This window comes from Streptococcus milleri (genome assembly GCF_900636525.1).
Lineage (GTDB): Bacteria > Bacillota > Bacilli > Lactobacillales > Streptococcaceae > Streptococcus > Streptococcus hominis.
The window spans coordinates 74777-96745 of sequence record NZ_LR134288.1 but is presented as its reverse complement, the minus strand read 5'-3'; the positions used below and the strand labels follow the sequence as shown (position 1 = coordinate 96745).

Genomic DNA, 21969 nt, shown 5'->3' with positions numbered 1-21969 from the left:
GTTATCATGGAAGACTATTCTTCTGTTTTCGAAAGCCCTTTAAGCAATTGGTCTAGTTTGTCTTCTAATCGTTCAATATCTTGCTTGGTTGCATATACATTATCTATGTGTTCAACTTGACTTTCAGCGGTTTGTTCTTTTGCTTTGCGCTTTAATTCTGACTGAAGTTGCTTGCCTTCATCCACCGTTAAGCGACCTTTGGCAATCAATTCTTTGACAAATTCACTAGCTTTATCATAGGTCATGGAAGTCAATCCAATCCCTGCCAGCAAAACTTTTTTCAATTCGTCCATCTTGACACCTCCATATATGAGAATCTTTCCACTTTCATTATAGCGCTTTTAAGCCATTTATTCTAGAGAAAATTGAACTGATAGACAAATTTTTAAAAAAGATCAACCACAAGTTTTACATTCAAAATAGTTAATAAAATAGAAACGGCATAAGCTAAGTAGGTATTCCATTTGCTGTTGACAAATTCGCCCATGAGCATTTTATTAGAGGTGAAATACACGAGTGGAAAGATTGAAAATGGCAAAGCGACAGAAAGAAAGACTTGGGAATAGACCAAAAGATTGTCTAGCACTTGTTCTTTGTCTCCGTATAAAATAGCAACAATCACAACTGGCAAAAGAGCTAATAAGCGGGTTACCAAGCGGAGAAACCACGGTGGTAACTTCATATTTAAGAAACCTTCCATCACAATTTGTCCCGTTAAAGTTCCTGTAATAGTTGAGTTTTGACCACTTGCTAACAAAGCCACTGCAAAGAGCGTTGAGAGGATAGGACTAGCAATAGCACCAGCAATTTGAGGGTCTTTTAAGGCATTGTACATTGCAGAAAAAGCACCAATTTTATCCGCATGTCCAAAGAATAATGCTGCCCCTAAAATCAACAGCAAAGAATTAACCACAAAAGCCAAACTCAATTGAATATTCGAGTCCCACGTCATAAATCGTACTGCTTCATGCACGGATTGTTTGGCTCTGTAATTAATTTTTCGCGTTTGCGCGATAGAAGAGTGCAAATACAGATTGTGTGGCATGACCGTTGCCCCCACAATGCCTAGTGCTAAGGTCAAAACGGACGTTCCATTTTTACTAGCCGTATGTTGATAAGCTGCCAGATTTGGCAAATATCCTGATAAAATATGATGAAGATCGGGCTTTGCAAGGATCACCAGATATAAGAAAATCAATAAAATAGTTAAAATCAGCGTTCCAACAATAGCTTCAATCTTACGAAAGCCTAATTTCATCAAAAAAAGCAACAGGAAAACGTCAAAGACTGTAATCAAAATCGAAAATAACAAAGACCAGCCAAATAGTAAATGAAGTGCAATCCCTGCACCAATGACTTCTGCCAAGTCCGTTGCCATTAAGGCCAGCTCTGTAATAACCCAAAGGAGATAGCGAACTGGCTTTGACGTATGAGCCGCAATGGCTTGTGCCAAATCCATCCTTGTGACAATTCCTAATTTTCCCGCCATTTGTTGTAACTGCATAGCCATTACAGAAGAAACCAAGACAGCTGATAAGAGCAAATAACGATAGGTGGCACCACCTACAACACTTGTAATCCAATTTCCCGGATCCATATAACCAACGGCAACCAACATTCCCGGCCCTGAAAAAGCTAATAAAGTACGAAAGAAACCAGCGTTTTTAGGCGTTGCAATGCTTTGGTTAACTTCACTTAAGGAAACCTTTTTGTCTGACATTTCTATCATTCTTTCTATTGTAGAATTGTTTCTACTATATATTATAGCACAAACTATTAACGGTGGTTAATTTATATTTTTATAATGGTTAATATTTGGTGCTATTTAAACCATAAAATGCTTAGAATAGCTAAAATCGCAGGGCCCCCTTGGGTCAAGATGATTTTCTTATTAGCCGTTACAGCGCCATAAGCTGCAACTCCAATGACAAATAAAACAAAAATGGTCACCATTTCTAAATTATGTGAAATATACAAGCCATATAGCAGGAAAAGAGCTAAAAAGGCATTGTAAATCCCTTGATTTTTAAACAAAGATGTGACGGACGGGCGAGATAATTCTTCCTTTTTCATATTAAAGACTCGGCTGGTGCTGTCTGACTGGGTAGCGATACTTTCTAGATAAAAAATATAGAGGTGTTCCAGTGCGACAATTGTTGCTAATATCGTAGTAATGAGTGACATACATTTCTTCTTTCTAATGTTTTTCTACAGTAATTTGATCTAAGCCAGATACAAGTTTTTCTAATAAAGTACTCAGCGTCCTTTGCTCATCATCCGAGAGAACTTTTTCCATTTGCTTTTTGACATCTACATGATAGGTCTGTGGCTCGTGCAGAAGCTGCTCTTTTGCAACATTCGTAACATCCACTAGGACTTCTCGTTGATTTTTGGGATTGCGGCTCCGTTGAACATAACCGCGCTCTTCTAAAAGTTTGAAATGCCGAGTCAATGCTGCGGGATCAATTTTTAAGACCTCTTGCACAGCAACTTGACTACATGGAGCATTGTCCAATAAAAAGTTCAAGATCTCGTACCGCGTTAAGCTAATTTCTAATTTTTGCTCAAAGAGTTGCGTGATAGCTTGATCGGTTAAATGTAATTGATATAGCAGATGATGAATGGCAACCATATTTTCTCCTTTCTGGTTTTAATTGACTAGTCAACTATTGATGAGTCAATTATAGACCATCAAAAACAGAAAAGCAAATATTTTGCCTTTCTTTAACGGATTATCTGTTTAATCTCTAGTAAATAGTCGATTTTGTGATTAATGTTTGGTCGATCATCGCAGAAATTGATTGATTGAATACCGCTGTTAAAGGCAACATCTACATCCAACATCCGATCGCCGATATAGTAAGTGCTTGTCTTATCCAGCTGGTATTTCTCTACGAGATAGTTCACCCCTTCTGGGTCGGGCTTTCTTGCAAATCCATTAGCAGTAGTCACGATTTCTGTAAAATAATCCAAAATCTCTAAATCCGCCAAAATTTGGTAAGCATTTTTCCCTTTATGAGTATAGACAAACTGCTGAATATCTGCTTTCTGCGCCCAAGCAAGAATAGCCTTAGCACCATCCATGAGCTGAATGTGAGCATTTTTCTCTTGCAAACTTTGACCTCGAAAACAGTTCATCTCTTCAGCATCTAAACCTTTTTCTGCCGCAACTTTTTCCAGTAGTTTCTGAACAGAATGCTGCAAGATATAAGCATGGATAGCTGGTCTGTCAAAATCTAAGCCATAGTACATATAGGTTTCCTCAAGCCCTGCCAAAATCGCATCATAAGAGTCCAGCAAGGTTCCGTCCAAATCCCAAATAAAAGCTTTTGTCATGTTATTTTCCTCATTTTCCGTTGATAGATGATTTGTAAAAAGATCCAGCGAAAGCCATTGTCCAAAAGAGTGGCGCTCCAAACTCCGGACAAGCCCAATCCCAGAGTTACTCCCAGAAAATAGCCCGCTACAATGCGAATCAGCCACATACCAACAGTCGTGGCACAAAAAGGTAACTTGGCATTTCCCAATCCTTGCCAAACAGCTGTGTAAATGACTGTTCCTGCTGTCATAGGCACACCCAAAAGTGAAAAAAGAATGACCGACAAGCTAGCTGTCACAGCGCTGCTGTCCTTTGTATAAAGATGTGTTAGTGGTTGACCCAGCGCAAAAATAAGTAAAGCCACCGGTAACATGAGCCCTAGAGATAGCCAGTAGGTCTGCTTCGTCAGCTTCCTAACTGTCTGAAAATCCGCCTGTCCCACCGCGTGAGCCACCAACATAACCGTTGCGGTAGCGACTCCAAAGCTCGGCATATAGTTGAACTGTGTCAGAACCTCTCCAATAGCATTTCCCGCAACGGCATCTGTCCCGAACTTAACGATAATGGCAATAATCACCACGTCCCCAGCGCGCATCATCAGCCGCTCTCCAGCAGCTGGCAGAGATAAACGCAACAGTTCCCAGTCCAGCTTCCAACTCCAAGATGCCAGAGGCAGAGACAATTCTTTCCATAAAATCAAAACGCCCACCAGACGAGCTAAAATGGTACCCAGTGCCACTCCAACGATTCCCATGTGAAAAATAAAAATCGCAAGACTGGAAAAAAGGACATTGAGCAGATTGCTCAAAAAACTGACATACATAGGCAGGCGAGGGTTGCTAGTTGCCCGAATCAAGGAGCCTAGCGTAGTCATCAGACCCAAAAGGAGAATCATTCCCCCGATTAAAGCTAGATAAAGACCACCTGCATTGGCGACGGCAGGCTCCGTTCCCAGCCAAGCTAATATCTGGCGTCCAAAAACAAGAGAGAGGAGCCCCAGAAACATACTCACAAGCATGGTGAGCTTAATGGCTTCGCTAGTATGATAAGCTAGATTGTCTCGATCTCCTTCTCCCAAACTTTTAGAAATTAGACTGGATACCGCTGCTCCCAGCGCAATAAAAATGGCCTGGTAAATGCTGATGATATTGCCTGCAACGGAAACCCCTGAAATAGCCACGAGACCGAGACTCGCTACTAAATACGAATCCACCATTCCCATTAACATTTGCAGAAAATTTTCCGCCATAGCTGGTAAAGCGATGTTTAAAATCTTTTTGTAATTGGTCATCTATTAAAAACTCCTAAGATTGATTATACACTTTTCTGCACCAAGCTTACAACATCTTAACCACATAGATACTTTTGCAAAATAAAAACACCCAGTTGGCTGACCAGCTGAGCGTTGATAATACCTTTAATTAAATCCCTAGATAACTCTCTACTGCTGCCTGCATCTGGTCAGCGGCAACAGTCGTTTTATGGCGAACTTGTGCGGTTTCTAGGTTAGCAACTGCAGAAGGCACTGCAACTCCTGAAATCTCGTGGAGTTTTACTAAAGCTTCAAAATCACTAAGACCACTTTGTCCCATTACAGCTTCGACTACCACTACTGGGAATTTATAAGGACTGGCGGTTGAAGCAACAACAGTCGTAGTCTCATCACCTGTAGCTGTCCGGTATTTTTGATAAACAGCTGAGGCGACTGCTGTGTGCGGATCTTCAATGTAATCAGACACTTCATAAACTCGTTTGATTTCAGCTGTTGTCTCGGCTTCCGTGGCATATTCTGCCGCAAAGAGTTCTAAAATAGCTGGGTCAAAATCAGTCAACTCATACTGACCATGCTGATTGAGAGATTTCATCAAATCTGCTGTCTTTTCTGCATTATTTCCTAACAGGTGGAAAATCAAGCGCTCTAAGTTTGAAGAAACTAAAATATCCATAGACGGACTAGACGTTACCTTAAAGCTACGCTTTTTGTCATAAACATGTGTCTTAAAGAAATCCGTTAGGACATTATTTTCATTAGAAGCACAAATCAACTTGCCGACCGGAAGACCAATTTGTTTAGCATAGTAGGCTGCCAAGATATTACCAAAATTACCCGTCGGAACTGTGAAATTAATTTTATCACCAGCTACGATCTGACCAGTCTTAACCAGCTGTGCATAAGCATAGATATAGTAAACAATCTGTGGCACCAAGCGCCCGATATTCATGGAGTTAGCAGAAGAAAATTGCAACTTGTGCGCTGCCAGCCGCTCACGAAGAGCCGCGTCATTAAACATACGTTTAACATTGGTCTGGGCGTCATCAAAATTGCCCTCAATAGCTACCACGTGAGTATTGTTCCCGATCTGAGTGGTCATCTGCAACTCCTGAACCTTGCTGACACCATTTTTAGGATAAAAGACGATAATTTCTGTTCCCGGAACATCCGCAAAGCCTGCCATAGCTGCTTTTCCGGTATCACCAGAAGTCGCCGTCAGAATGACGATTTTATTTTCCAGACCATGCTTTTTCGCTGCTGTTGTCATCAAATGCGGGAGAATAGACAAGGCCATATCCTTAAAAGCAATCGTAGCACCATGGAAAAGTTCCAAATTGTATTGCCCATTCAGTTTCACCAAGGGAGCAATCTCTGGCGTGTCAAACTTGCTGTCATAGGCATTGTTAATGCAGTCATTCAGCTCTTGATCTGTAAAGTCATCTAAAAAAGCAGATAAAATCAATTTTGCAACTTCCTGATAGGAAGCGTCTTTGAGTTTGGCAAAGTCCAGCTCTAGTTGCGGATAAGAAATGGGCGTAAAGAGACCACCGTCCGTTGCTAACCCCTGCAAAATAGCCTGACTGGCTGTTACCGTATTGTTTGCGTCACGCGTTGATTGATAAACTAAAGTCATAAATTTCCGTCCCTTTCGTGTAGTCTGTTCTATTATAACATGATTTATCAGAAAATTCTCGCATTTTTATGGAAAAAGTGAGAGGGAATAGCTATTTATCTTTACTAAATTGAGATAATCTATCCAAATCTCCTTATTCTATATATTTCTCATGAGCATGTGAATCAAAAGTTGTAAATGCAATTTTTAACGCTTTTACTTTTTGCTGAACTGAACAAAAAAAGTCGGGCAAATAAAGATGATTTCACATGTTCATCAAACATTTCATCAACTTTTATCGCTGGACTCTTTTTAATTATTTTGTAGTTTATTTCACCTTCATTACTCTTACTAGACTAGCGCGCTCGGCTTCTTCTAGCTTCATCTCGATATAATGAATGGTCTCTGTGAGATCTGGAATGGTTGCATACTCTAGACCATTGACCCGACGGCGGGTCTTTTCAATCTCATCTGCCATCAGCTGGCAGCTCTTTTCAATCTCTGCTAAGCGCAGGAGGTCGGGCAATAGGTTGCCCATATCCTCAATCGTCTCATCCATTTGGCTGTTAGATGCCACATAGCTATAAACTACATCTCCCTCGTCATCACCATAAGGATTGTCAATATGAGCATGCATTTTTGGCACCTGCACACTCATGATATTTTCCTGTTCGATATGAAGGTTGACTTCTCGCATAGGAACAGCAAAAATCTCTTCTACCATGAGGTCGCTTTCCAAGGCTTTCGCCAATACAAAGTCCTGCATGTGCCCGACCAAAGCTGATTCAACTTTTTGGCGGAGGTGATTGTTCTCGCGAACAGCCTTAATGAAACGACGCATCAGTTCATCCCGTTTATCCTTGAGGAGTTTGTGACCGCGAGTAGCTGTTTTCAGTCGCTCTTTTAGATTGTTCAGCTCCATTCGGGTTGGTTTGACATTCAAACGAGTCATTGGCTCACCTCCTTAAATATGCTGCTTGCTTTCTGGTAAATATTGGTCAATCATGTCGTCCTTGATCCGCTTAAGCTCCGTCCGTGGCAAGATAGACAACAATTCCCAGCCTAAATCCAGACTTTCTTCAATCGTCCGATTGGTATAAAAACCTTGATTGATGTACTCTTTTTCAAATCGTTCGGTAAATTGAACATAGAGCTTATCGGTGTCAGATAAGGCGGATTCTCCCAATACAACCGCTAATTCTTTGGCTTGTTTGCCTTGTGCATAAGCCGCAAAGAGCTGATTCATGGTTGCTGCATGGTCTCCCCGAGTCTTTCCTTCGCCAGAACCCTTGTCTTTGAGGCGCGAAAGAGACGGCAGTACGTTAATCGGTGGACGATACCCACTGTTGTAAAGGTCACGCGACAGGATAATCTGACCCTCAGTAATGTAACCAGTCAAATCAGGAATGGGATGAGTGATATCATCCTCAGGCATGGTGAGGATAGGAATCTGCGTCACCGAGCCTTTCTTTCCCACCAAGCGTCCCGCCCGTTCATAAAGAGTAGAGAGGTTAGTATAGAGATAACCCGGATAACCTCGACGCCCCGGCACTTCTCGGCGAGCAGCGGATACTTCTCGCAAGGCCTCGCAGTAATTGGTCATATCTGTCATGATGACGAGAACGTGCATGTCTTTTTCATAAGCCAAATATTCAGCGGCAGTCAGGGCAATCCGCGGTGTCGCAATCCGCTCAATAGCAGGATCATTGGCTAGGTTGATGAAGAGGATAGAGCGATCAATAGCTCCCGTCTCTCGCAAATCATTCATGAAAAATTCGGCTTCTTCAAAGGTAATCCCCATAGCCGCAAAAACCACCGCAAAATTTTCTTCTGAATTGAGCACCGTAGCTTGACGAGCAATTTGGGCAGCCAATTCCTTGTGAGGCAGACCTGAACCAGAGAAAACTGGCAATTTTTGTCCTCGAACTAAAGTATTGAGGTGATCAATAGCTGAAATCCCCGTCTGGATAAACTCATCGGGATAATCTCGCGCGACTGGATTGATGGCTTGACCGTCAATATCTAGATACTTCTCAGGCAGAATGTCAGGCCCCCCGTCAATAGGCTTGCCCATACCGTTGAAAATTCGTCCTACCATATCTTCTGACACTGGCAATTCAAGCGGTCGACCGGTAAAACGAACCTTGGCTTTTTCTAGATTAATACCACTGGAGCCTTCAAACAGCTGCACCATCGCCTTGTCTTCCTGCACTTCCAAGACCTGTCCCTGACGCTTGGTTCCATCATGGAGCTGGATTTCCACCAGCTCATTAAAATGCACACCTTCAACTTGCTCCACAATCATCAAAGGACCAACAACTTCGCTGACGGTACGGTATTCTTTAATCACGTTCATTGTCTGCTCCTCCTTGGGCAAGAATATCATGTAAGTTTTCTCGAATAGCAGCATCCAAATTACAAATTGCATCCAGCTGCTCTTCCGGGATAAATTTAGAGCGAGCAATTCGATCTCGCAGCTCCACAGTACCGTTCATGATTTCGGTAAAGTAGGCACCTAAATTCAAGGCACGATTGGCTTCCTCATCAAATGTTAAAATATTAGTGAGCAAAGCTACTTGTTTTTTAAAGGAAGTGTAGGTGTCAACCTCATCAAAAGCATTCTGCTGCAGGTAATCCTCACGAATCATTTTAGCTGTATTCATGGTGAGACGATCCCTTTCAGACAGAGAATCCAGACCAACCAGCCGCACGATTTCCTGTAGCTCACTCTCTTTTTGAAGAACATTCATCGCCTTGGTTACTTTTTCCGACCAAGTCAACTGTTCATGCTGATTGATATAGTACCCTACCTCATCTAGATAAAGTGAGTAAGAACTAAGCCAGTTAATCGCAGGGAAATGGCGACGTTGTGCCAACTGAGCGTCCAAGCCCCAGAAAACTTTGACAATCCGCAGAGTGTTTTGCGTGACTGGCTCAGAAATATCTCCACCCGGAGGGGAAACAGCGCCGATTGCGGTAATGCTTCCCTCACGCTCGTCACTCCCTAAGGTTTTAACCCGACCCGCTCGTTCGTAATATTCAGCAATACGGCTGCCCAGATAGGCTGGATAGCCTTCGTCACCCGGCATTTCTTCCAAACGTCCTGACATTTCCCGCAGAGCTTCTGCCCAACGAGATGTTGAATCTGCCATAATAGCGACAGAATACCCCATATCTCGGAAGTATTCAGCAATCGTAATTCCTGTATAGATAGAAGCTTCACGCGCCGCAACTGGCATATTGGACGTGTTGGCAATCAGAACAGTTCGCTGCATGATAGACTGACCAGTTGCTGGATCAATCAGCTCTGGAAATTCATTGAGCACATCGGTCATTTCATTGCCCCGCTCACCGCAACCTACATAAATCACGATATCCACATTGGCAAACTTAGCAACCTGATGCTGAACAACGGTCTTTCCCGCACCGAAAGGGCCTGGAACAGCAGCCGCACCGCCCTTGGTCACAGGGAAAAAGGTATCAATCACTCGTTGACCCGTCACCAAAGGCTCCTCTGGAATTAGCTTTTGAGCAAAGGGGCGACCTCGACGAACCGGCCACTTCTGCATAAGACTGCCAACAAAAACGGCTCCATCTGCCTGTTCAATCTCATAGACAGGCTGATTGACAGTATAACTCCCCGCTTCTATCTTAGTCACACGACCGCTGACACCAATTGGCACTAGAATGCGGTGGACTACCAGCTCGGTTTCTTGAACCGTGCCCAGAATATCTCCGGCTGTTACCTCTACTCCAATCTCCAGACAAGGCGCAAAGTCCCACTTGGTCTCACGATTCAGATGAGGCAACTGCACTCCGCGCACCAAAAAGTCACTATTAGTTACTGTTTGAAAGCGTGCCAAAGGACGCTGAATTCCGTCAAACATTTGCGAAATCAACCCTGGTCCCAATTCGACCGACAACGGACTCCCCGTCGTTTCCACCGGCTCTCCTGGTCCAAGACCAGAGGTTTCTTCATACACCTGAATAGAAGCTTCATCTCGACGCATCTCGATGATTTCCCCAATCAAGCCCAAATTGCCCACACGACAAATATCCTGAATATTCGCTTCCTGCATCCCAGAAGCTACTACCAAAGGACCCGAAACTTTTATAATCTTTCCTTGACTCACAATCTTCCTCCATTCTTTGGGAGATTTTTGCTTATTTTCTATCCTTGCCGTGAGCTTGAAACCCTTCTTAGCTATCTCTACAGCAAAAATTGATACTTCTTATTTTAAAAATCAGATAAGGATTTTATTTGTTGCCCATTTTCATCAAAATTATCTGGGCTTAGCCATTTTTCTAAACGAATTTTGACCGCTGGCCAGTCCTTGTCAATCATGGCTAGCCAATCAGTATCTCGGTTACGCCCTTTATAAACAACTGCCTGACGAAAAGTGCCCTCGTAGATAAAACCAAGCCTTTCTGCTGCGTATCTTGAAGGTTGATTGAGTGCATCGCATTTCCACTCGTAGCGGCGATACTCCAGCTCCTCAAAAACGTAACGTGCCAACAGATATTGGGCTTCTGTCGCCAGTCTGGTTCGTTTCAATTGGGGCGAATAGGTCACAGACCCCACCTCAATGACACGGCTACCCCGATTAATCCTCATTAGAGCAAAAGTACCCAATGCCTTGCCACTCTCCTTGTCTACAATGGCATAGTAAAAACGATCCTGATCTGCCAGCATCTGATCTAGCAAGGTCGACCATTCTTCCTGACTTTGAACAGGATTTTGAAAGAGATACGTCCACATATCAGCAGGAGAATCCGGACCATAGACTTCATACAAATCCGACCCATGTTTGTCCTTGGACAGACATTCAACGATAACATATTGTCCTTCTAGTCGCTCCAGATTGGGCAAATCTCCCGGTTTGAAATTCGGCAGGGCATCTCCAATGGGCTGGCCTAATTCATTCATTTTCATAAAAACCTCACAATATATCCTGTCCAACTGCTTTTTCTACGTTCTCGCGAATACGCTTCTGTCCTAATCCCATTACCCCTTTATGGGTCGGAATTAAGATAATCGCTGGCAGCACTTGCTTATCATAGTAAGCCAGCGTTTCAGGGATTTCAGCAGCCGTATCTTCTGTCAAATAAATAATAGCAAAATCTTCTCGACTCAATCGCCGTAAAGTATTCACCGCTTCGGTCGCTTCGGTGACTGGAAAAGTCTGAAAACCAATCAGGCGAAAAGGCAGAATGGCATCGCGGTTCCCCACCACACCAATTTTATAAGTTTTACTGGCCATAAATCGGTCTTATCCTTTCTTTAATCATCTCTACTGGAAGCTGATTTGTCAAACCAGTCAAAATAAGTCGAAGATTCTTCACTTCCAGCTCTTTTCCCAATAAATAACGAGAGAGCGGAAGCGGACCACTTGTTTCAAATCGCCCTTGTTCTAAGAGCTTAAACTGAACCAAGTCTGCCAAATACTCCAGTTCAATATTTGTCAACTTATCCGAACGCATTTTTTCTTCATAAATGCGTAATTCTGCGTCAAATTCTAATGGATTAACTTTGGAAAACCAGCCAGCAAGATCGCCTTTTTCTGCCAACTCAATCCACTCTGCACTCGTCAAAGAGCCTTCATCTGATAACAACTGTGTCATGAAACTGTGCGGTTTTTGGTGACGAATGGAACGCTGCACCGTTACTGCATTATAAAAATCAATCGTCAACCGCACCAGTTGCTTAAGCCGCTCGTCTTCAAATGCAGACTCCAAGCTTTTTAAGTGTTTGAAATAAGCCAGATCCATCCCAATTTCCAGAACGCGCACATCTTGATAATCTTGATATTCCGCCCAAGTTGCTGCTATTTCATCCGCCATAAAATTAGGACAATGTTCAGCAGAAAAGGTTGCAACCAAATGCTCCAAAATATCTAAAGGATAAGGTCCAACCATAATCAAGAGGGGTTTTAAATTCAAACCTGTTGCCTTGTGCTTAAGCAGCACCTTAAGATTGTGATAGGTATATTTGAGCGTAAAAAACTCCACCAAAGCAGATTCTGGACTGACTTCAAAAGCCCAAGCATACTCTGCAAACAAATGTTTCATGAGAAACTTCTCAATCGCATTTAAGTCTGTTAGTTGCTCATGATCCAGACTATAAACCGTTCCTTCCAAAGCTGCTGACCGACTTTCAGAAGTGAAAGTCCGCAACAACTGCTCGTATTGCGCTAGGCTTAAAAAGCTACTCTCATGAATGCTAATTTCTGTATTCACTTGAGCGAAGGTCTTTTCATTCATAGAACGCCTCCTTAGTCTGCTTCGTCTTGGAAAATCGTCTGAGCAAGCTGATAACTCTCCTCCTGCCACAAAGAATCTACTAAATTGCGATAGAGGTAATTATCGTCAATATTGCCTCGCGAAAGGAGAAAACCTGCTTCTCCACTCACAGACGAGGAAGCCAATTTTACGTGCGGATAGTGCTCTAACAATCGTTCCAATTGTCCAGCCGAATATTTAACCAATGTCCGTGAGCCAACTGTCAAAACAAGTTCTTCTTGCGGATACTTTTTTAAGACCTGCTCCAAGAAATCCTGCTCCTGCTCGACCGACCAAGCCGCCATTTGCTCACAAGCCCCCGCAAATAATTCTTTCAAAATCCCTTGCTTGGTCGCCAAAGTAGACTGACGTTTTTCATTTTCTAGCTGCTGCACTTCACGCTGTACCTGACGATTGATCGCTTTTATTTCTTGCTCACGCTGTTGCAGTTTTTCTTGTTTCAACCGTGCTTCTTGCTCTTTAGCTTCACGCTCAATAGACTCTTTAGCATCGGCTAATAGCTGCCGCCCATTTTCATGCGCCTGCTCCAAAACCGAATCCCTCAAATGAGATTCAAATTCCATATCTGCCTCCTTCTATGCAATCTTGTTTCAAGACATTGAACCTGTCTCATTTTACATTTAAAACCATCAAAAGAGATACAACAAAGGCAAGGATAGCATAGGTTTCTACCATAGCAGCGAGGATAACCCCTTTCATGACATCTTCAGGTCGCTTCGCCAAAATTTGCATACCAGCGGTTGCTACATTTCCTTGATATTTAGCAGAATAATAACCAACAATTCCGATTGGCAGTGCGGCAAAAAAGAGGGCTAGACCTGTCTGAAGAGCCATTTCAGGCTGGATTTTAAAGAAAATCAAAATCCCGATAACAAAACCGTACAAGCCTTGCGTACCTGGCAAAAGCTGCAAAATCAAAGCGCTAACGAATTTCTCAGGTTGTTCTTTTAATAGGGCTGCCGCAGCCTGACCGGTTGAACCGACATTGCGCGCAGAACCGATACCGCTGAGAAAAATCGCAAAAACCACACCGAGTGCGGCAAAAAAAGCACCACCGTAAGTTGAAAAATAAGATGAAAAAGCTTGCATGAATAAACTCCATTTCTAATAGTAAACATTATTTATTTGGTAATTTTGTCAATGACATAAAACTTCTAGCTGAGTTGCTAAAATAATTTCGCTGTGCTATTTTTTGTAGCGGACATATTTCTCTGCTGGCTTCAAAGGTTTAAAAGCTTTTCCGCCACCGTCGTAGAATTTCCCAAAAAATTCAACAAAAATCAAACGCGCTCCGTGCACATAGCCTGATAAAAAGGAGAGAAACATATTGATACCGTGGAGGACGAGAAACAGCACAATCCCAATACTAAAGCGAACAAAAGGCGGAAAGAGACTAACAATTAAATTAAAGGCTGAGCCAATGCTTGCACCAGCAAGCCCCAAAGCCATGAGTCGCGTAAAGCTCACCAAGTCTCCCACATAGCTGCTGATATTGTATAGATTAAACAGTGCAGGACCCAAGCCTTTCAAACTCTTAGCGCTGATAATAGAAACCAGTACAATGCCGACAGCATTTACAATAGCCAGCCATTGCCCGATAAAGCCGACCATAGCAAGAGTTGGGAACAGTCGCCCCGCTGCTAGCAAAGCCAGACCAATGAGAATCAGCATCCACGCAAAACCTGAATTATAAGCTGCCGCATAATCCTTCATGCGAATGTTCTTTTTGCCACTGAGAAACAGTCCTGTCATGACTGTTATAAAGCCAATCACGACCGAAATAATCAAAATGGTTATCACATCTGTGCTGGTATCAATGAGCGCAAAAGGCAATTTGAAGCCAAAGAAAGAACCATAAATCACTCCCCAGAGTGCAACGCCAATTCCTAAAATTCTAAAAAAGCGTAAATTCTTTGCTAGACTTGGCTTAACATATAAAGTCTTCAAAGCCCAAGTCGTTCCGCCAAAGAGCAACAGACCATAGCCAATATCAGCTGCCATCATGCCAAAAAAGATAAAGTAGAAGACCGAAACAACAGGCGTTGGATCTTTATCTTCGTATTTCGGCAACGAATACATCTCTGTCACCAGCTCAAAGGGCTCAATCAGAGCATTATTTTTAAGTTTTGTCGGGACTCGCTGTCGATCAGCTGCCTCCATTTCATGGATTTGAAGCAAGACAGTCCCACCAAATTGTTGCGCAAGACCCATTTTCAAATCTTCTATCTGCTCTTGCTCAATCCAGCCTTCTAAAGCAACCAAATTCTGCGTACTGGCAAGATCTCCCTTGCTTTCTTGGCGAGAAGTAAGATTCAAAATATAGTCCAACTGAAGTTTGAGCTGTTGCAGTTCCTTGCTGGAAGCTGCAAGCTGCGTTTGCGTTGAGCTGATAACCGTTTCTTGCTCCCTTATCGTTTCTTTTAACGATGTCAAGCGCTCACTAGGCAATTCTTCAAAGGGATATTCAAAAGGTTTGAAACCAAGCTCTGTCAAGAATGCTTGCATTTCCTTAGCTGTTTCTGCTTTACATAGCACAAGAATTCCACTTTCTGTGGTACTGGTGAAAATCTCTTGGACTTCCAGATTAGGATAGTCCCGTAATCGAGCATTTAGCTGATTGTTCTCACTGCTTGGAATGCTTCCCACAAACGCACGAAGGTGTTTAAAATGCTTAAGTGCTGACGGCGTAACGGCTAAACTTGCCCATTTTTCTAGCTCTGCCACATCTGACTGAGCTCTTTCTTTAACTTCCTGTGCTCTTGCCAACGATTGAAATTGTTGTTGAATGTTAGCAAGAAGCGCTTCTTCATCACGCGCCTGCCCTGCTTCTTCTAGACTTACAAAGGTTGTTTCCAAAGGAGCTTCCTTCAACGACTCCAGTAATTTCTTCTTTGGCACAAACGCTTGCAAACGTTCAATCATATTTGCAAGTTTTTCCTGCCGCCGAGTCAAAGTTTGAAGATGTTCCGAGAAAGACTTATCAGGATTCCACACTAACTCTTGCTCGAAAGCTCCCTGCCAAGTCTCTTTTGTCTGCAAGTTTTGAATTTCAACCGACTGGAGATTTTGCAAATAGGAGAGGACATCATCCAACAAATCTTTTGGCAATAGCAGCGACAACTCCTGCATTTGACTAATGGCCATATTTTTCTACCACCCTGTCCACAATCATTTGTAGCAGCACTTCTTTTTTATTTGACAAAGCCGCTTGGGCTTTTTCTTCGTTCTCTTGTCTCGTTTGCTCTAAATCCTGTGTTAAGACAGCTAACTCTCGTTCAGAGCGCTCCTTTAACTCGGTCACCAATCGCTCTTTCTCTTCGTCGTAAGATTGCCCTAGCTGTTTCAGATTACTAGCCGCTTGCTCTCGCAATTCCTGAATTTGACTTTTATAGCCCGCCAACACTTCATCTGCTGCTTGCTCAATTTCCTGCATTTGCTCAAGAGTAGCATTCGTCATATCTCGCACCTCCTTTTGACACAATAGGTGTAACGCTTTCTTGTGTAAATTATAACACATTTTCAAATCATTCGTCACAGAGTTTTATTTCTTTTCTAGGTAGATGAACATTTTTTATATTGCATTTTCCACTCTATCAGTTTATATTTCCTGCTTATTTACGTGTTTCCTAACTACCTGTCCTGAAAAGCTCCCTCCTACTTAATTCCCCTTAAAAATGTTATAATACAATTATACTCTTAAAACAGTTGTTCTATAACTATCACCAGCAAAGAAAGTGACCTCTTATGGAAAATACGCAGCATATCTTAACGACGATTGAAAGCCACTTTGATAGCATGACCGACTTAGAAAAGCGGATTGCCAACTACTTTTTGAGCCCTTCTAGCATCTATGACGATCTCTCTTCTCAAAAAGTTGCGCAAGCTCTCTACATCTCTCAAGCAGCCTTGACACGCTTTGCAAAGAAATGCGGATTTAAAGGCTACAGAGAGTTTAATTTTCAATACCTTCATCAATTGCAAGAAAACGCGGAACAGGACGAGAAAGTACAAAATGACTTATCTCGTAGAGTGCTACGAAACTATGCTCAAATCCGTCAACAAACTGAGGAATTGGTTGACGAAGACAAACTGCTGCGCGTTGCCAATCTCATCGAAGCAGCTGACCGCGTCTATTTCTTTGGGACGGGAAGCTCTGGTCTTGTCGCACGCGATATGAAACTGCGCTTCATGCGGCTTGGTGTTGTCTGCGAAGCGTTGACAGATCAAGACGGTTTTGCTTGGACAACCAGTATCCTAGATGAAAATTGCTTGGTTATTGGATTTTCTTTGTCCGGAGGAACGCAATCTATCATCAACAGCCTCATCGACGCTCAAGCAATGGGTGCGAAAACGGTGTTAGTAACAGGACACCCCAACAAAGTCAAAGAAACCTTTACTGAAATCATCACTGTTGCCATTCAAAGCAAACCAGAGTATATCTTACGCATCTCAGCACAGTTTCCTATGCTACTTATGATTGACCTCCTTTATGCCTTTTTCCTAGAAATTGACCGGGAAAAGAAGGAAAAAATCTTCAACAGCTTTTGGGAAAATCAAAAATTAAACGGCTATTACAGGCGACACAAATAAGGGACCAAATAAAAATGAGCATCTCCTCACCAAAGGATTTGCTCATTTTCATTATAGAAGGCTTTTCGTTAATGATGTTTATTTTTAAAGTGATAATAAGCTCCAAACATCCCTGCAGCATTTTGATGATGAGCAAAAGCGAGCTTGGTTTTTTCAGCAATACTTGGTACCAGACAAGCTTTCATAGCAGTCTCAATTCGAGGACGAAGAATGGCCTCTTGACCCATAATGCCGCCACCTAAGATCACCACTTCTGGATTGGCCACATAGCAAATATTCGCAATCCCTTGCCCCAAATAGTTGACCATGCGGTCGATTCCTTGGATACAACGTGCATTTCCTTCGGTCGCTTCTTTGAAAATGCGGCGTCCATTCCACATAGTAGGATCTTCTCCGTGAAGCTCTGCTACATAGTTGACCATGGCAGTCGTTGAAGCCACATCTTGGAAAGCACCGTCTGGCAGATACACATAACCGACTTCACAGGCCGAATTACTAAAACCGTGGAAAACCTGACCGTCCACCAGCAAGCAACCACCGATACCCGTTCCAATCGTCAAACAAATCGCAATGCTCGCTCCCTTGCCGCTGCCTGACATAACTTCCGCCAAGCCAGCACAATTGACATCATTTTCAATCTCACAAGGAACGGCAAATGTTTCTTCTACCACTTTCTTGAACTGAGTACCAGCATAATTTGGAATCTGAGGGCCAGCATAAAAGATTTCTCCTTTATCTGGATCGACCATTCCGGCTGAGGAGATACAAACCCCAGCAACTGGAATTTGTTCTAAATAACGTGCTACAATTCCCTTTACCTTGTGTAAAATTTCTGGACCGCCCTTATGAGCCTCTGTTGGGATTTCATGCGCTTCCAGCAAGGTGTCGGTATCATCAATCAGACCATATTTGATATTTGTTCCACCAATATCAATGGCAATATATTTCCCCATAATCCACCTCTTTTTCTATTATAGGAATGCTTCTTTTGCTTCCCGAATCAAACGCGCCGCTTCTTCTACAATCGGACGATCCGCGTCTGTCACTGGTGTTAATGGAGAACGGACAGAACCGATATTCAGATTTTCATTGATTTTCAAGACTTCCTTGATGACAGAATACATATTTCCATGAGCAGCAGTTAATTTCCCGATAATAGCGTTAATGGTAAATTGCAGTTCTTTTGCTTTTTCCAGTTCTTTGTCGGCAATCAATTGATTGAGCTTCAAGAAAAGCTCTGGCATTGCTCCATACGTTCCGCCGATACCTGCTCTTGCTCCCATCAGGCGACCACCTAAGAACTGTTCATCTGGACCATTAAAGACGAGGTGGTCTTCTCCACCAAGTGCTGCAAAGGTTTGAATGTCTTGGACAGGCATGGAAGAGTTCTTCACACCAATCACGCATTCATTTTTGAGCATTTCTGTATAGAGACTCGGCGTCAGAGCTACACCTGCCAACTGCGGAATATTGTAAATCACGAAGTCTATTTGTGGCGCAGCTGCGCTAATATCGTTCCAATATTGGGCAACCGAGTATTCTGGCAAGCGGAAGTAAATCGGCGGAATAGCCGCAATAGCATCTACTCCCAAACTTTTTGCATGGCGTGCCAATTCCACACTATCCTTAGTGTTGTTGCAAGCGACGTGGGCAATAATCGTTAGTTTCCCTTTTGCCACCGCCATGACCTCTTCCAAAATCAATTTCCTATCGGCAACGCTTTGATAGATACACTCCCCCGACGAGCCATTGACATACAAGCCCTGAACTCCTTTTTTGAGGAAATATTCTACCAAAGCCCGCACGCGCTCCGGACTAATCTCACCTTGGTCATCATAGCAGGCATAAAAGGCCGGAATGACCCCTTCGTATTTTTTTAAATCTCTCATATTTTATTCTCCAATTTGATTGATTTTATCGTTTGTACTTATTAAAAATAGTTTCCATGATTGGCAATTGCAAAAATCCTAAGGCTGCAAAACCGACTAATACAAAAAGAGTAAAGCCTAGTAGCAACACAAATCCTGAACTAGAGAGGAAAAAGATGATTGCGGCTAATAAGGCTATCATCAAAAAGAACCACGGGAAATGCAAACTCACCATGATAAGACTCGTTTGCAGCAGATCTTTTATGGTCATTTCAAACTTAGCTGCCAAAGGATAGACACATAAAAACAGCAAACTAGCAAAAATGATGAGACCAATACAAGTAGCTTTTAACATTTGAAATGGTAGCGTCTCTTGTCGCCAAAAGAGCATGAGGTCAAATAGACTGATACCTACAATCAGCAACTCTAGCAAACCGAGTTTGAAACCAATTTTCCAGTTTTTTCTAAAAGCCTGCACATAGGTTGCTGTGACTTTTACGCGTCGCGAATCTTTGATAACAAACAAAGTCTGATACAAGCTCATCTTTGCAATACCAATCGTAACAATTGGCAAGCAGGACAGCAAAAAGAGCAAGTTCACAGTCACCAAATCTAATATTTTCTCACATATTCTCATAAAGAAATTATCTGTATCAAATAGACTTCGTATTAACTGAGAACCTCTCTTTTCCATGGTTCTACCTCCTAATCAATTATTTCAATCGTTGAGCAAAACTTTGACGACACATTTTTTGACCGTATCACCTTTACCAGCAAACCTATTGGGCTGATGAGACTCATTAGGTAAAAATAGAACAAAATTCTGTTTATCCAAATAAAATGGAAGAGATTGCTCACAAGTCACAAAGCCAATGTCCTTCTTTTTATCATACGGTTTTCTCACTTCTTTTACCCTGTTGCCATATCGAATGATTTCATGCCCTGCTAAAAGCAAATGCAAATCCAGATAATCTTGATGAAATTCACATTCATCTGTCGTGTCAGAACACAATTCATTTTCCTGTACAAACAGAAAGGCTTTTTCTCCATCGATCTCGTACCGCCCTAATTCACAATCGTTTAAATCGTGCGTCAGGAGATAATCAATGGCGCAATCTAAATTCTCATGGATACCTTTGTAGTGGGCGAGATTTTCCAATTCATCGAAAATCATTTGGTCATCCTCCTTAGCCTTTCACAGCTCCCATGGTAATACCTTGCGTGAAGGATTTTTGGAATACCAAGAAGACAGCTACAATCGGAACCGCTGCCATAGCAGCACCAGCCATAATCAAACCATAGTTGGTCGCCATTTCAGCTTGCATTGTTGCTACCCCTAGTGAAATAGTTAGATTCTGCCGCGATGTCAGCATGACCAATTGCATAAAGTAGTCATTCCATGTGTTGATAAAGGTAAAAATGGCAAGGGCAGCAAAACCTGGTTTCACAATCGGAAAAGCTACATTCCAAAAAGTACGAATCTCACCACAACCGTCCATCTTAGCAGATTCCAACAATTCTGTTGGGATATTTTCGCTAAATTGCTTCATGAGAAAGACACCAAAAGGCCAGCCGACAAGTGGCAAAATAACCGCAGCCAATGTATCGTGAATTCCCATAAAATTGACAATACGAACCAGAGGAACCAACACAACTTGCTTAGGCAAAGCCATGGCAGCGATAAAGGTCGCAAAAAGAATACGTTGACCATAAAAACGCTTTTTGGCTAGAACATAACCTGCTAAAGAAGAGGTAATGCAGACCAAAAACATGGTTGCTAGTGAGATAAAGACACTATTCCACATCCATTGCAAGGCTGGGTTTTGCACCATTAACTGCTCAAAATTTTCCAGTGTTGGCATTTTAGGCCACCATTGAGGCGGAATGACAATCGTATCTGGTTGAGACTTAAAGGCTCCCGTCAAAATCCAATAGAAAGGGAAAACAAAGAGAACGGTCAATACCAATAGAATAATCGTTGAAATAACCGTAAAGGCACTTATTTTTTTCTGTTTCATCTTGTCTCTCCTTTCTTTAATATTCGACGTCATTTCCAAGAATCTTGAATTGGGCAAAGCTAATCAAAGCAATCATGACAGCTAAAAATACCCCCATGGTATTGGCATAACCATATTCAGATAACTTGAAAGCTTTTTCATAAAGGTAATACATCAAGGTACTGGTTGAATAATTCGGACCTCCAGATGTCAATAGCTGAATCAAGGCAAAACATTGGAAAGAGTTAATCGTAGTAATAATCGCAATATAAAGCGTTGTCGGAAGTAAGCTCGGCCATTTAATCTTCCAGAAAACTTGCAGTTCTGTCGCTCCGTCAACACGCGCAGCTTCCACCAATGAATTGTCAATATTTCCCATAGCAGCAATATAGAGAATAATGGGTTGTCCGACAGAAGTTGTCAGCAAAATCACAATAATCGCCATTAAAGCCCAATGCTTATCTCCTAGCCAGGAAATGTTTTGATTGATGACATGCCCTGACTTTAGTACAAAGTTTAAAATCCCTGACAGCGGGTCGTAAATCCATTTCCATACAACGGTTACCGCTACACTCCCTGTTACCACCGGCAGGAAGAAGACAAAACGGTAGAAAGAGCGTGCAATCGCATTTTGACTATAGGTCTGTGACGCTACAAACAAAGAAAACAGCACAACAATTGGCACTGAGCCAATCACAATAATCACCGTATTGATGAGAGATTTGATAAAGACTGGATCTTTAAACATTCGTGAGTAATTGTCCAATCCAACGAATGAAAAGGATGTCATAGAATAATTAAAGAAACTCGTTACAAATCCCATCACCATCGGCGCTAATACAAAGACAATAAAGAATAATAGAACTGGTGCTAAAAAGGCATAGGATACCAAGGTTTCTCTCATTCTTATTTTATTTACTTTCACATCAAGCACCTCGTTTAGATTAGAGGGAAACCAACTCTTTTAAAGCTTTTTGAGTTCTTTCCCGCTTTTATCCTTTTATAGAAAT

General features: G+C 42.3%; 24 protein-coding genes. 1 reads left to right on the top strand and 23 read right to left on the bottom strand.

All coding sequences use genetic code 11. The features are described 5' to 3' along the window. Positions 1-14: 14 nt before the first annotated feature. The 17 genes from EL087_RS00555 to EL087_RS00475 form a co-directional block, all read right to left on the bottom strand. Positions 15-293 (bottom strand): phasin family protein, encoded by a 279-nt coding sequence (locus EL087_RS00555; RefSeq protein ID WP_003036975.1) that lies wholly within the window; start codon positions 291-293, stop codon positions 15-17. A gap of 92 nt (positions 294-385) precedes the next feature. Further along, positions 386-1720 carry an Nramp family divalent metal transporter gene (locus EL087_RS00550; RefSeq protein ID WP_126406124.1) on the bottom strand — a complete coding sequence of 445 codons (1335 nt, stop codon included), beginning with the start codon at positions 1718-1720 and terminating at the stop codon, positions 386-388. 101 nt (positions 1721-1821) lie between these two features. Beyond that, positions 1822-2184 carry a DUF1304 domain-containing protein gene (locus EL087_RS00545; RefSeq protein WP_003041039.1) on the bottom strand — a complete coding sequence of 121 codons (363 nt, stop codon included), beginning with the start codon at positions 2182-2184 and terminating at the stop codon, positions 1822-1824. Between the two features lie 13 nt (positions 2185-2197). Further along, positions 2198-2632 carry a MarR family winged helix-turn-helix transcriptional regulator gene (locus EL087_RS00540; protein ID WP_003028586.1) on the bottom strand — a complete coding sequence of 145 codons (435 nt, stop codon included), beginning with the start codon at positions 2630-2632 and terminating at the stop codon, positions 2198-2200. Positions 2633-2724: 92 nt separating this feature from the next. Then, positions 2725-3336, bottom strand: coding sequence for an HAD-IA family hydrolase (locus EL087_RS00535; RefSeq protein WP_126406121.1), 612 nt, complete (start codon positions 3334-3336; stop codon positions 2725-2727). Further along, positions 3333-4610, bottom strand: coding sequence for an MATE family efflux transporter (locus EL087_RS00530; protein WP_003028583.1), 1278 nt, complete (start codon positions 4608-4610; stop codon positions 3333-3335). The genes EL087_RS00535 and EL087_RS00530 overlap by 4 nt, the downstream gene beginning before the upstream one ends. Positions 4611-4740: 130 nt before the next feature. Further along, the gene (thrC, locus tag EL087_RS00525; RefSeq protein ID WP_003041065.1) at positions 4741-6225 is read right to left on the bottom strand and encodes a threonine synthase; all 1485 of its coding nucleotides are present in this window, start codon (positions 6223-6225) and stop codon (positions 4741-4743) included. Between the two features lie 307 nt (positions 6226-6532). Further along, on the bottom strand, positions 6533-7156 hold the full coding sequence (locus tag EL087_RS00520) for a V-type ATP synthase subunit D (RefSeq protein ID WP_003041020.1): 624 nt from the start codon (positions 7154-7156) through the stop codon (positions 6533-6535). Positions 7157-7168: 12 nt separating this feature from the next. Further along, positions 7169-8560 (bottom strand): V-type ATP synthase subunit B, encoded by a 1392-nt coding sequence (locus tag EL087_RS00515; protein ID WP_003041062.1) that lies wholly within the window; start codon positions 8558-8560, stop codon positions 7169-7171. Further along, positions 8547-10337 carry a V-type ATP synthase subunit A gene (locus EL087_RS00510; protein WP_126406118.1) on the bottom strand — a complete coding sequence of 597 codons (1791 nt, stop codon included), beginning with the start codon at positions 10335-10337 and terminating at the stop codon, positions 8547-8549. The genes EL087_RS00515 and EL087_RS00510 overlap by 14 nt, the downstream gene beginning before the upstream one ends. Positions 10338-10441: 104 nt before the next feature. After that, positions 10442-11137 carry a GNAT family N-acetyltransferase gene (locus tag EL087_RS00505; RefSeq protein WP_126406115.1) on the bottom strand — a complete coding sequence of 232 codons (696 nt, stop codon included), beginning with the start codon at positions 11135-11137 and terminating at the stop codon, positions 10442-10444. A gap of 7 nt (positions 11138-11144) precedes the next feature. Then, positions 11145-11465: a V-type ATP synthase subunit F gene (locus EL087_RS00500; protein ID WP_126406112.1), complete on the bottom strand. Its 321-nt coding sequence runs from the start codon at positions 11463-11465 to the stop codon at positions 11145-11147. Further along, positions 11455-12465, bottom strand: a complete 1011-nt coding sequence (locus tag EL087_RS00495) for a V-type ATPase subunit (RefSeq protein ID WP_126406109.1) — start codon at positions 12463-12465, stop codon at positions 11455-11457. Before EL087_RS00495 ends, EL087_RS00500 begins: the two co-directional genes overlap by 11 nt. A gap of 11 nt (positions 12466-12476) precedes the next feature. Next, positions 12477-13067 carry a hypothetical protein gene (locus EL087_RS00490; protein WP_126406106.1) on the bottom strand — a complete coding sequence of 197 codons (591 nt, stop codon included), beginning with the start codon at positions 13065-13067 and terminating at the stop codon, positions 12477-12479. Between the two features lie 46 nt (positions 13068-13113). After that, a complete protein-coding gene (locus EL087_RS00485; RefSeq protein ID WP_003027244.1) occupies positions 13114-13593 on the bottom strand; it encodes a V-type ATP synthase subunit K in 480 nt (159 codons plus the stop codon). A gap of 96 nt (positions 13594-13689) precedes the next feature. After that, complete coding sequence (locus EL087_RS00480) at positions 13690-15648, bottom strand: V-type ATP synthase subunit I (RefSeq protein WP_126406103.1); 1959 nt, start codon at positions 15646-15648, stop codon at positions 13690-13692. Then, a complete protein-coding gene (locus EL087_RS00475; protein WP_022525235.1) occupies positions 15638-15961 on the bottom strand; it encodes a hypothetical protein in 324 nt (107 codons plus the stop codon). Before EL087_RS00475 ends, EL087_RS00480 begins: the two co-directional genes overlap by 11 nt. Before the next feature lie 287 nt (positions 15962-16248). Between EL087_RS00475 and EL087_RS00470 the strand changes: the two genes are divergently transcribed. Next, entirely contained in the window at positions 16249-17094 is an 846-nt protein-coding gene (locus EL087_RS00470; RefSeq protein WP_003028566.1) for a MurR/RpiR family transcriptional regulator, read from the top strand. A gap of 68 nt (positions 17095-17162) precedes the next feature. On the opposite strand, the gene EL087_RS00465 is transcribed toward EL087_RS00470, so the two are convergent. From EL087_RS00465 to EL087_RS00440, 6 genes are read right to left on the bottom strand one after another with little or no spacing between them, the layout of a single operon-like run. After that, positions 17163-18047 (bottom strand): ROK family protein, encoded by an 885-nt coding sequence (locus EL087_RS00465; protein WP_003040949.1) that lies wholly within the window; start codon positions 18045-18047, stop codon positions 17163-17165. Between the two features lie 18 nt (positions 18048-18065). Continuing rightward, on the bottom strand, positions 18066-18983 hold the full coding sequence (locus EL087_RS00460; protein ID WP_126406099.1) for a dihydrodipicolinate synthase family protein: 918 nt from the start codon (positions 18981-18983) through the stop codon (positions 18066-18068). 25 nt (positions 18984-19008) lie between these two features. Beyond that, positions 19009-19656 carry a YesL family protein gene (locus EL087_RS00455; RefSeq protein WP_126406096.1) on the bottom strand — a complete coding sequence of 216 codons (648 nt, stop codon included), beginning with the start codon at positions 19654-19656 and terminating at the stop codon, positions 19009-19011. 24 nt (positions 19657-19680) lie between these two features. After that, positions 19681-20136 carry a YhcH/YjgK/YiaL family protein gene (locus tag EL087_RS00450; protein WP_126406093.1) on the bottom strand — a complete coding sequence of 152 codons (456 nt, stop codon included), beginning with the start codon at positions 20134-20136 and terminating at the stop codon, positions 19681-19683. 13 nt (positions 20137-20149) lie between these two features. Further along, the gene (locus EL087_RS00445; RefSeq protein ID WP_126406090.1) at positions 20150-20980 is read right to left on the bottom strand and encodes a carbohydrate ABC transporter permease; all 831 of its coding nucleotides are present in this window, start codon (positions 20978-20980) and stop codon (positions 20150-20152) included. 16 nt (positions 20981-20996) lie between these two features. Next, positions 20997-21884, bottom strand: coding sequence for a carbohydrate ABC transporter permease (locus EL087_RS00440; RefSeq protein ID WP_021001175.1), 888 nt, complete (start codon positions 21882-21884; stop codon positions 20997-20999). Between the last annotated feature and the right edge of the window lie 85 nt (positions 21885-21969).

What these genes read in the sequence shown, in the direction of transcription:
- EL087_RS00530 (WP_003028583.1), bottom strand. Translation starts at nt 4,610, where the DNA reads ATGACCAATTACAAAAAGATTTTAAACATCGCTTTACCAGCTATGGCG.
- EL087_RS00495 (WP_126406109.1), bottom strand. Translation starts at nt 12,465, where the DNA reads ATGAATGAAAAGACCTTCGCTCAAGTGAATACAGAAATTAGCATTCAT.
- EL087_RS00520 (WP_003041020.1), bottom strand. Translation starts at nt 7,156, where the DNA reads ATGACTCGTTTGAATGTCAAACCAACCCGAATGGAGCTGAACAATCTA.
- EL087_RS00490 (WP_126406106.1), bottom strand. Translation starts at nt 13,067, where the DNA reads ATGGAATTTGAATCTCATTTGAGGGATTCGGTTTTGGAGCAGGCGCAT.
- EL087_RS00515 (WP_003041062.1), bottom strand. Translation starts at nt 8,560, where the DNA reads ATGAACGTGATTAAAGAATACCGTACCGTCAGCGAAGTTGTTGGTCCT.
- thrC (WP_003041065.1), bottom strand. Translation starts at nt 6,225, where the DNA reads ATGACTTTAGTTTATCAATCAACGCGTGACGCAAACAATACGGTAACA.
- EL087_RS00555 (WP_003036975.1), bottom strand. Translation starts at nt 293, where the DNA reads ATGGACGAATTGAAAAAAGTTTTGCTGGCAGGGATTGGATTGACTTCC.
- EL087_RS00455 (WP_126406096.1), bottom strand. Translation starts at nt 19,656, where the DNA reads ATGGAAAAGAGAGGTTCTCAGTTAATACGAAGTCTATTTGATACAGAT.
- EL087_RS00450 (WP_126406093.1), bottom strand. Translation starts at nt 20,136, where the DNA reads ATGATTTTCGATGAATTGGAAAATCTCGCCCACTACAAAGGTATCCAT.
- EL087_RS00445 (WP_126406090.1), bottom strand. Translation starts at nt 20,980, where the DNA reads ATGAAACAGAAAAAAATAAGTGCCTTTACGGTTATTTCAACGATTATT.
- EL087_RS00540 (WP_003028586.1), bottom strand. Translation starts at nt 2,632, where the DNA reads ATGGTTGCCATTCATCATCTGCTATATCAATTACATTTAACCGATCAA.
- EL087_RS00505 (WP_126406115.1), bottom strand. Translation starts at nt 11,137, where the DNA reads ATGAAAATGAATGAATTAGGCCAGCCCATTGGAGATGCCCTGCCGAAT.
- EL087_RS00535 (WP_126406121.1), bottom strand. Translation starts at nt 3,336, where the DNA reads ATGACAAAAGCTTTTATTTGGGATTTGGACGGAACCTTGCTGGACTCT.
- EL087_RS00545 (WP_003041039.1), bottom strand. Translation starts at nt 2,184, where the DNA reads ATGTCACTCATTACTACGATATTAGCAACAATTGTCGCACTGGAACAC.
- EL087_RS00500 (WP_126406112.1), bottom strand. Translation starts at nt 11,465, where the DNA reads ATGGCCAGTAAAACTTATAAAATTGGTGTGGTGGGGAACCGCGATGCC.
- EL087_RS00465 (WP_003040949.1), bottom strand. Translation starts at nt 18,047, where the DNA reads ATGGGGAAATATATTGCCATTGATATTGGTGGAACAAATATCAAATAT.
- EL087_RS00485 (WP_003027244.1), bottom strand. Translation starts at nt 13,593, where the DNA reads ATGCAAGCTTTTTCATCTTATTTTTCAACTTACGGTGGTGCTTTTTTT.
- EL087_RS00475 (WP_022525235.1), bottom strand. Translation starts at nt 15,961, where the DNA reads ATGACGAATGCTACTCTTGAGCAAATGCAGGAAATTGAGCAAGCAGCA.
- EL087_RS00470 (WP_003028566.1), top strand. Translation starts at nt 16,249, where the DNA reads ATGGAAAATACGCAGCATATCTTAACGACGATTGAAAGCCACTTTGAT.
- EL087_RS00460 (WP_126406099.1), bottom strand. Translation starts at nt 18,983, where the DNA reads ATGAGAGATTTAAAAAAATACGAAGGGGTCATTCCGGCCTTTTATGCC.
- EL087_RS00550 (WP_126406124.1), bottom strand. Translation starts at nt 1,720, where the DNA reads ATGTCAGACAAAAAGGTTTCCTTAAGTGAAGTTAACCAAAGCATTGCA.
- EL087_RS00480 (WP_126406103.1), bottom strand. Translation starts at nt 15,648, where the DNA reads ATGGCCATTAGTCAAATGCAGGAGTTGTCGCTGCTATTGCCAAAAGAT.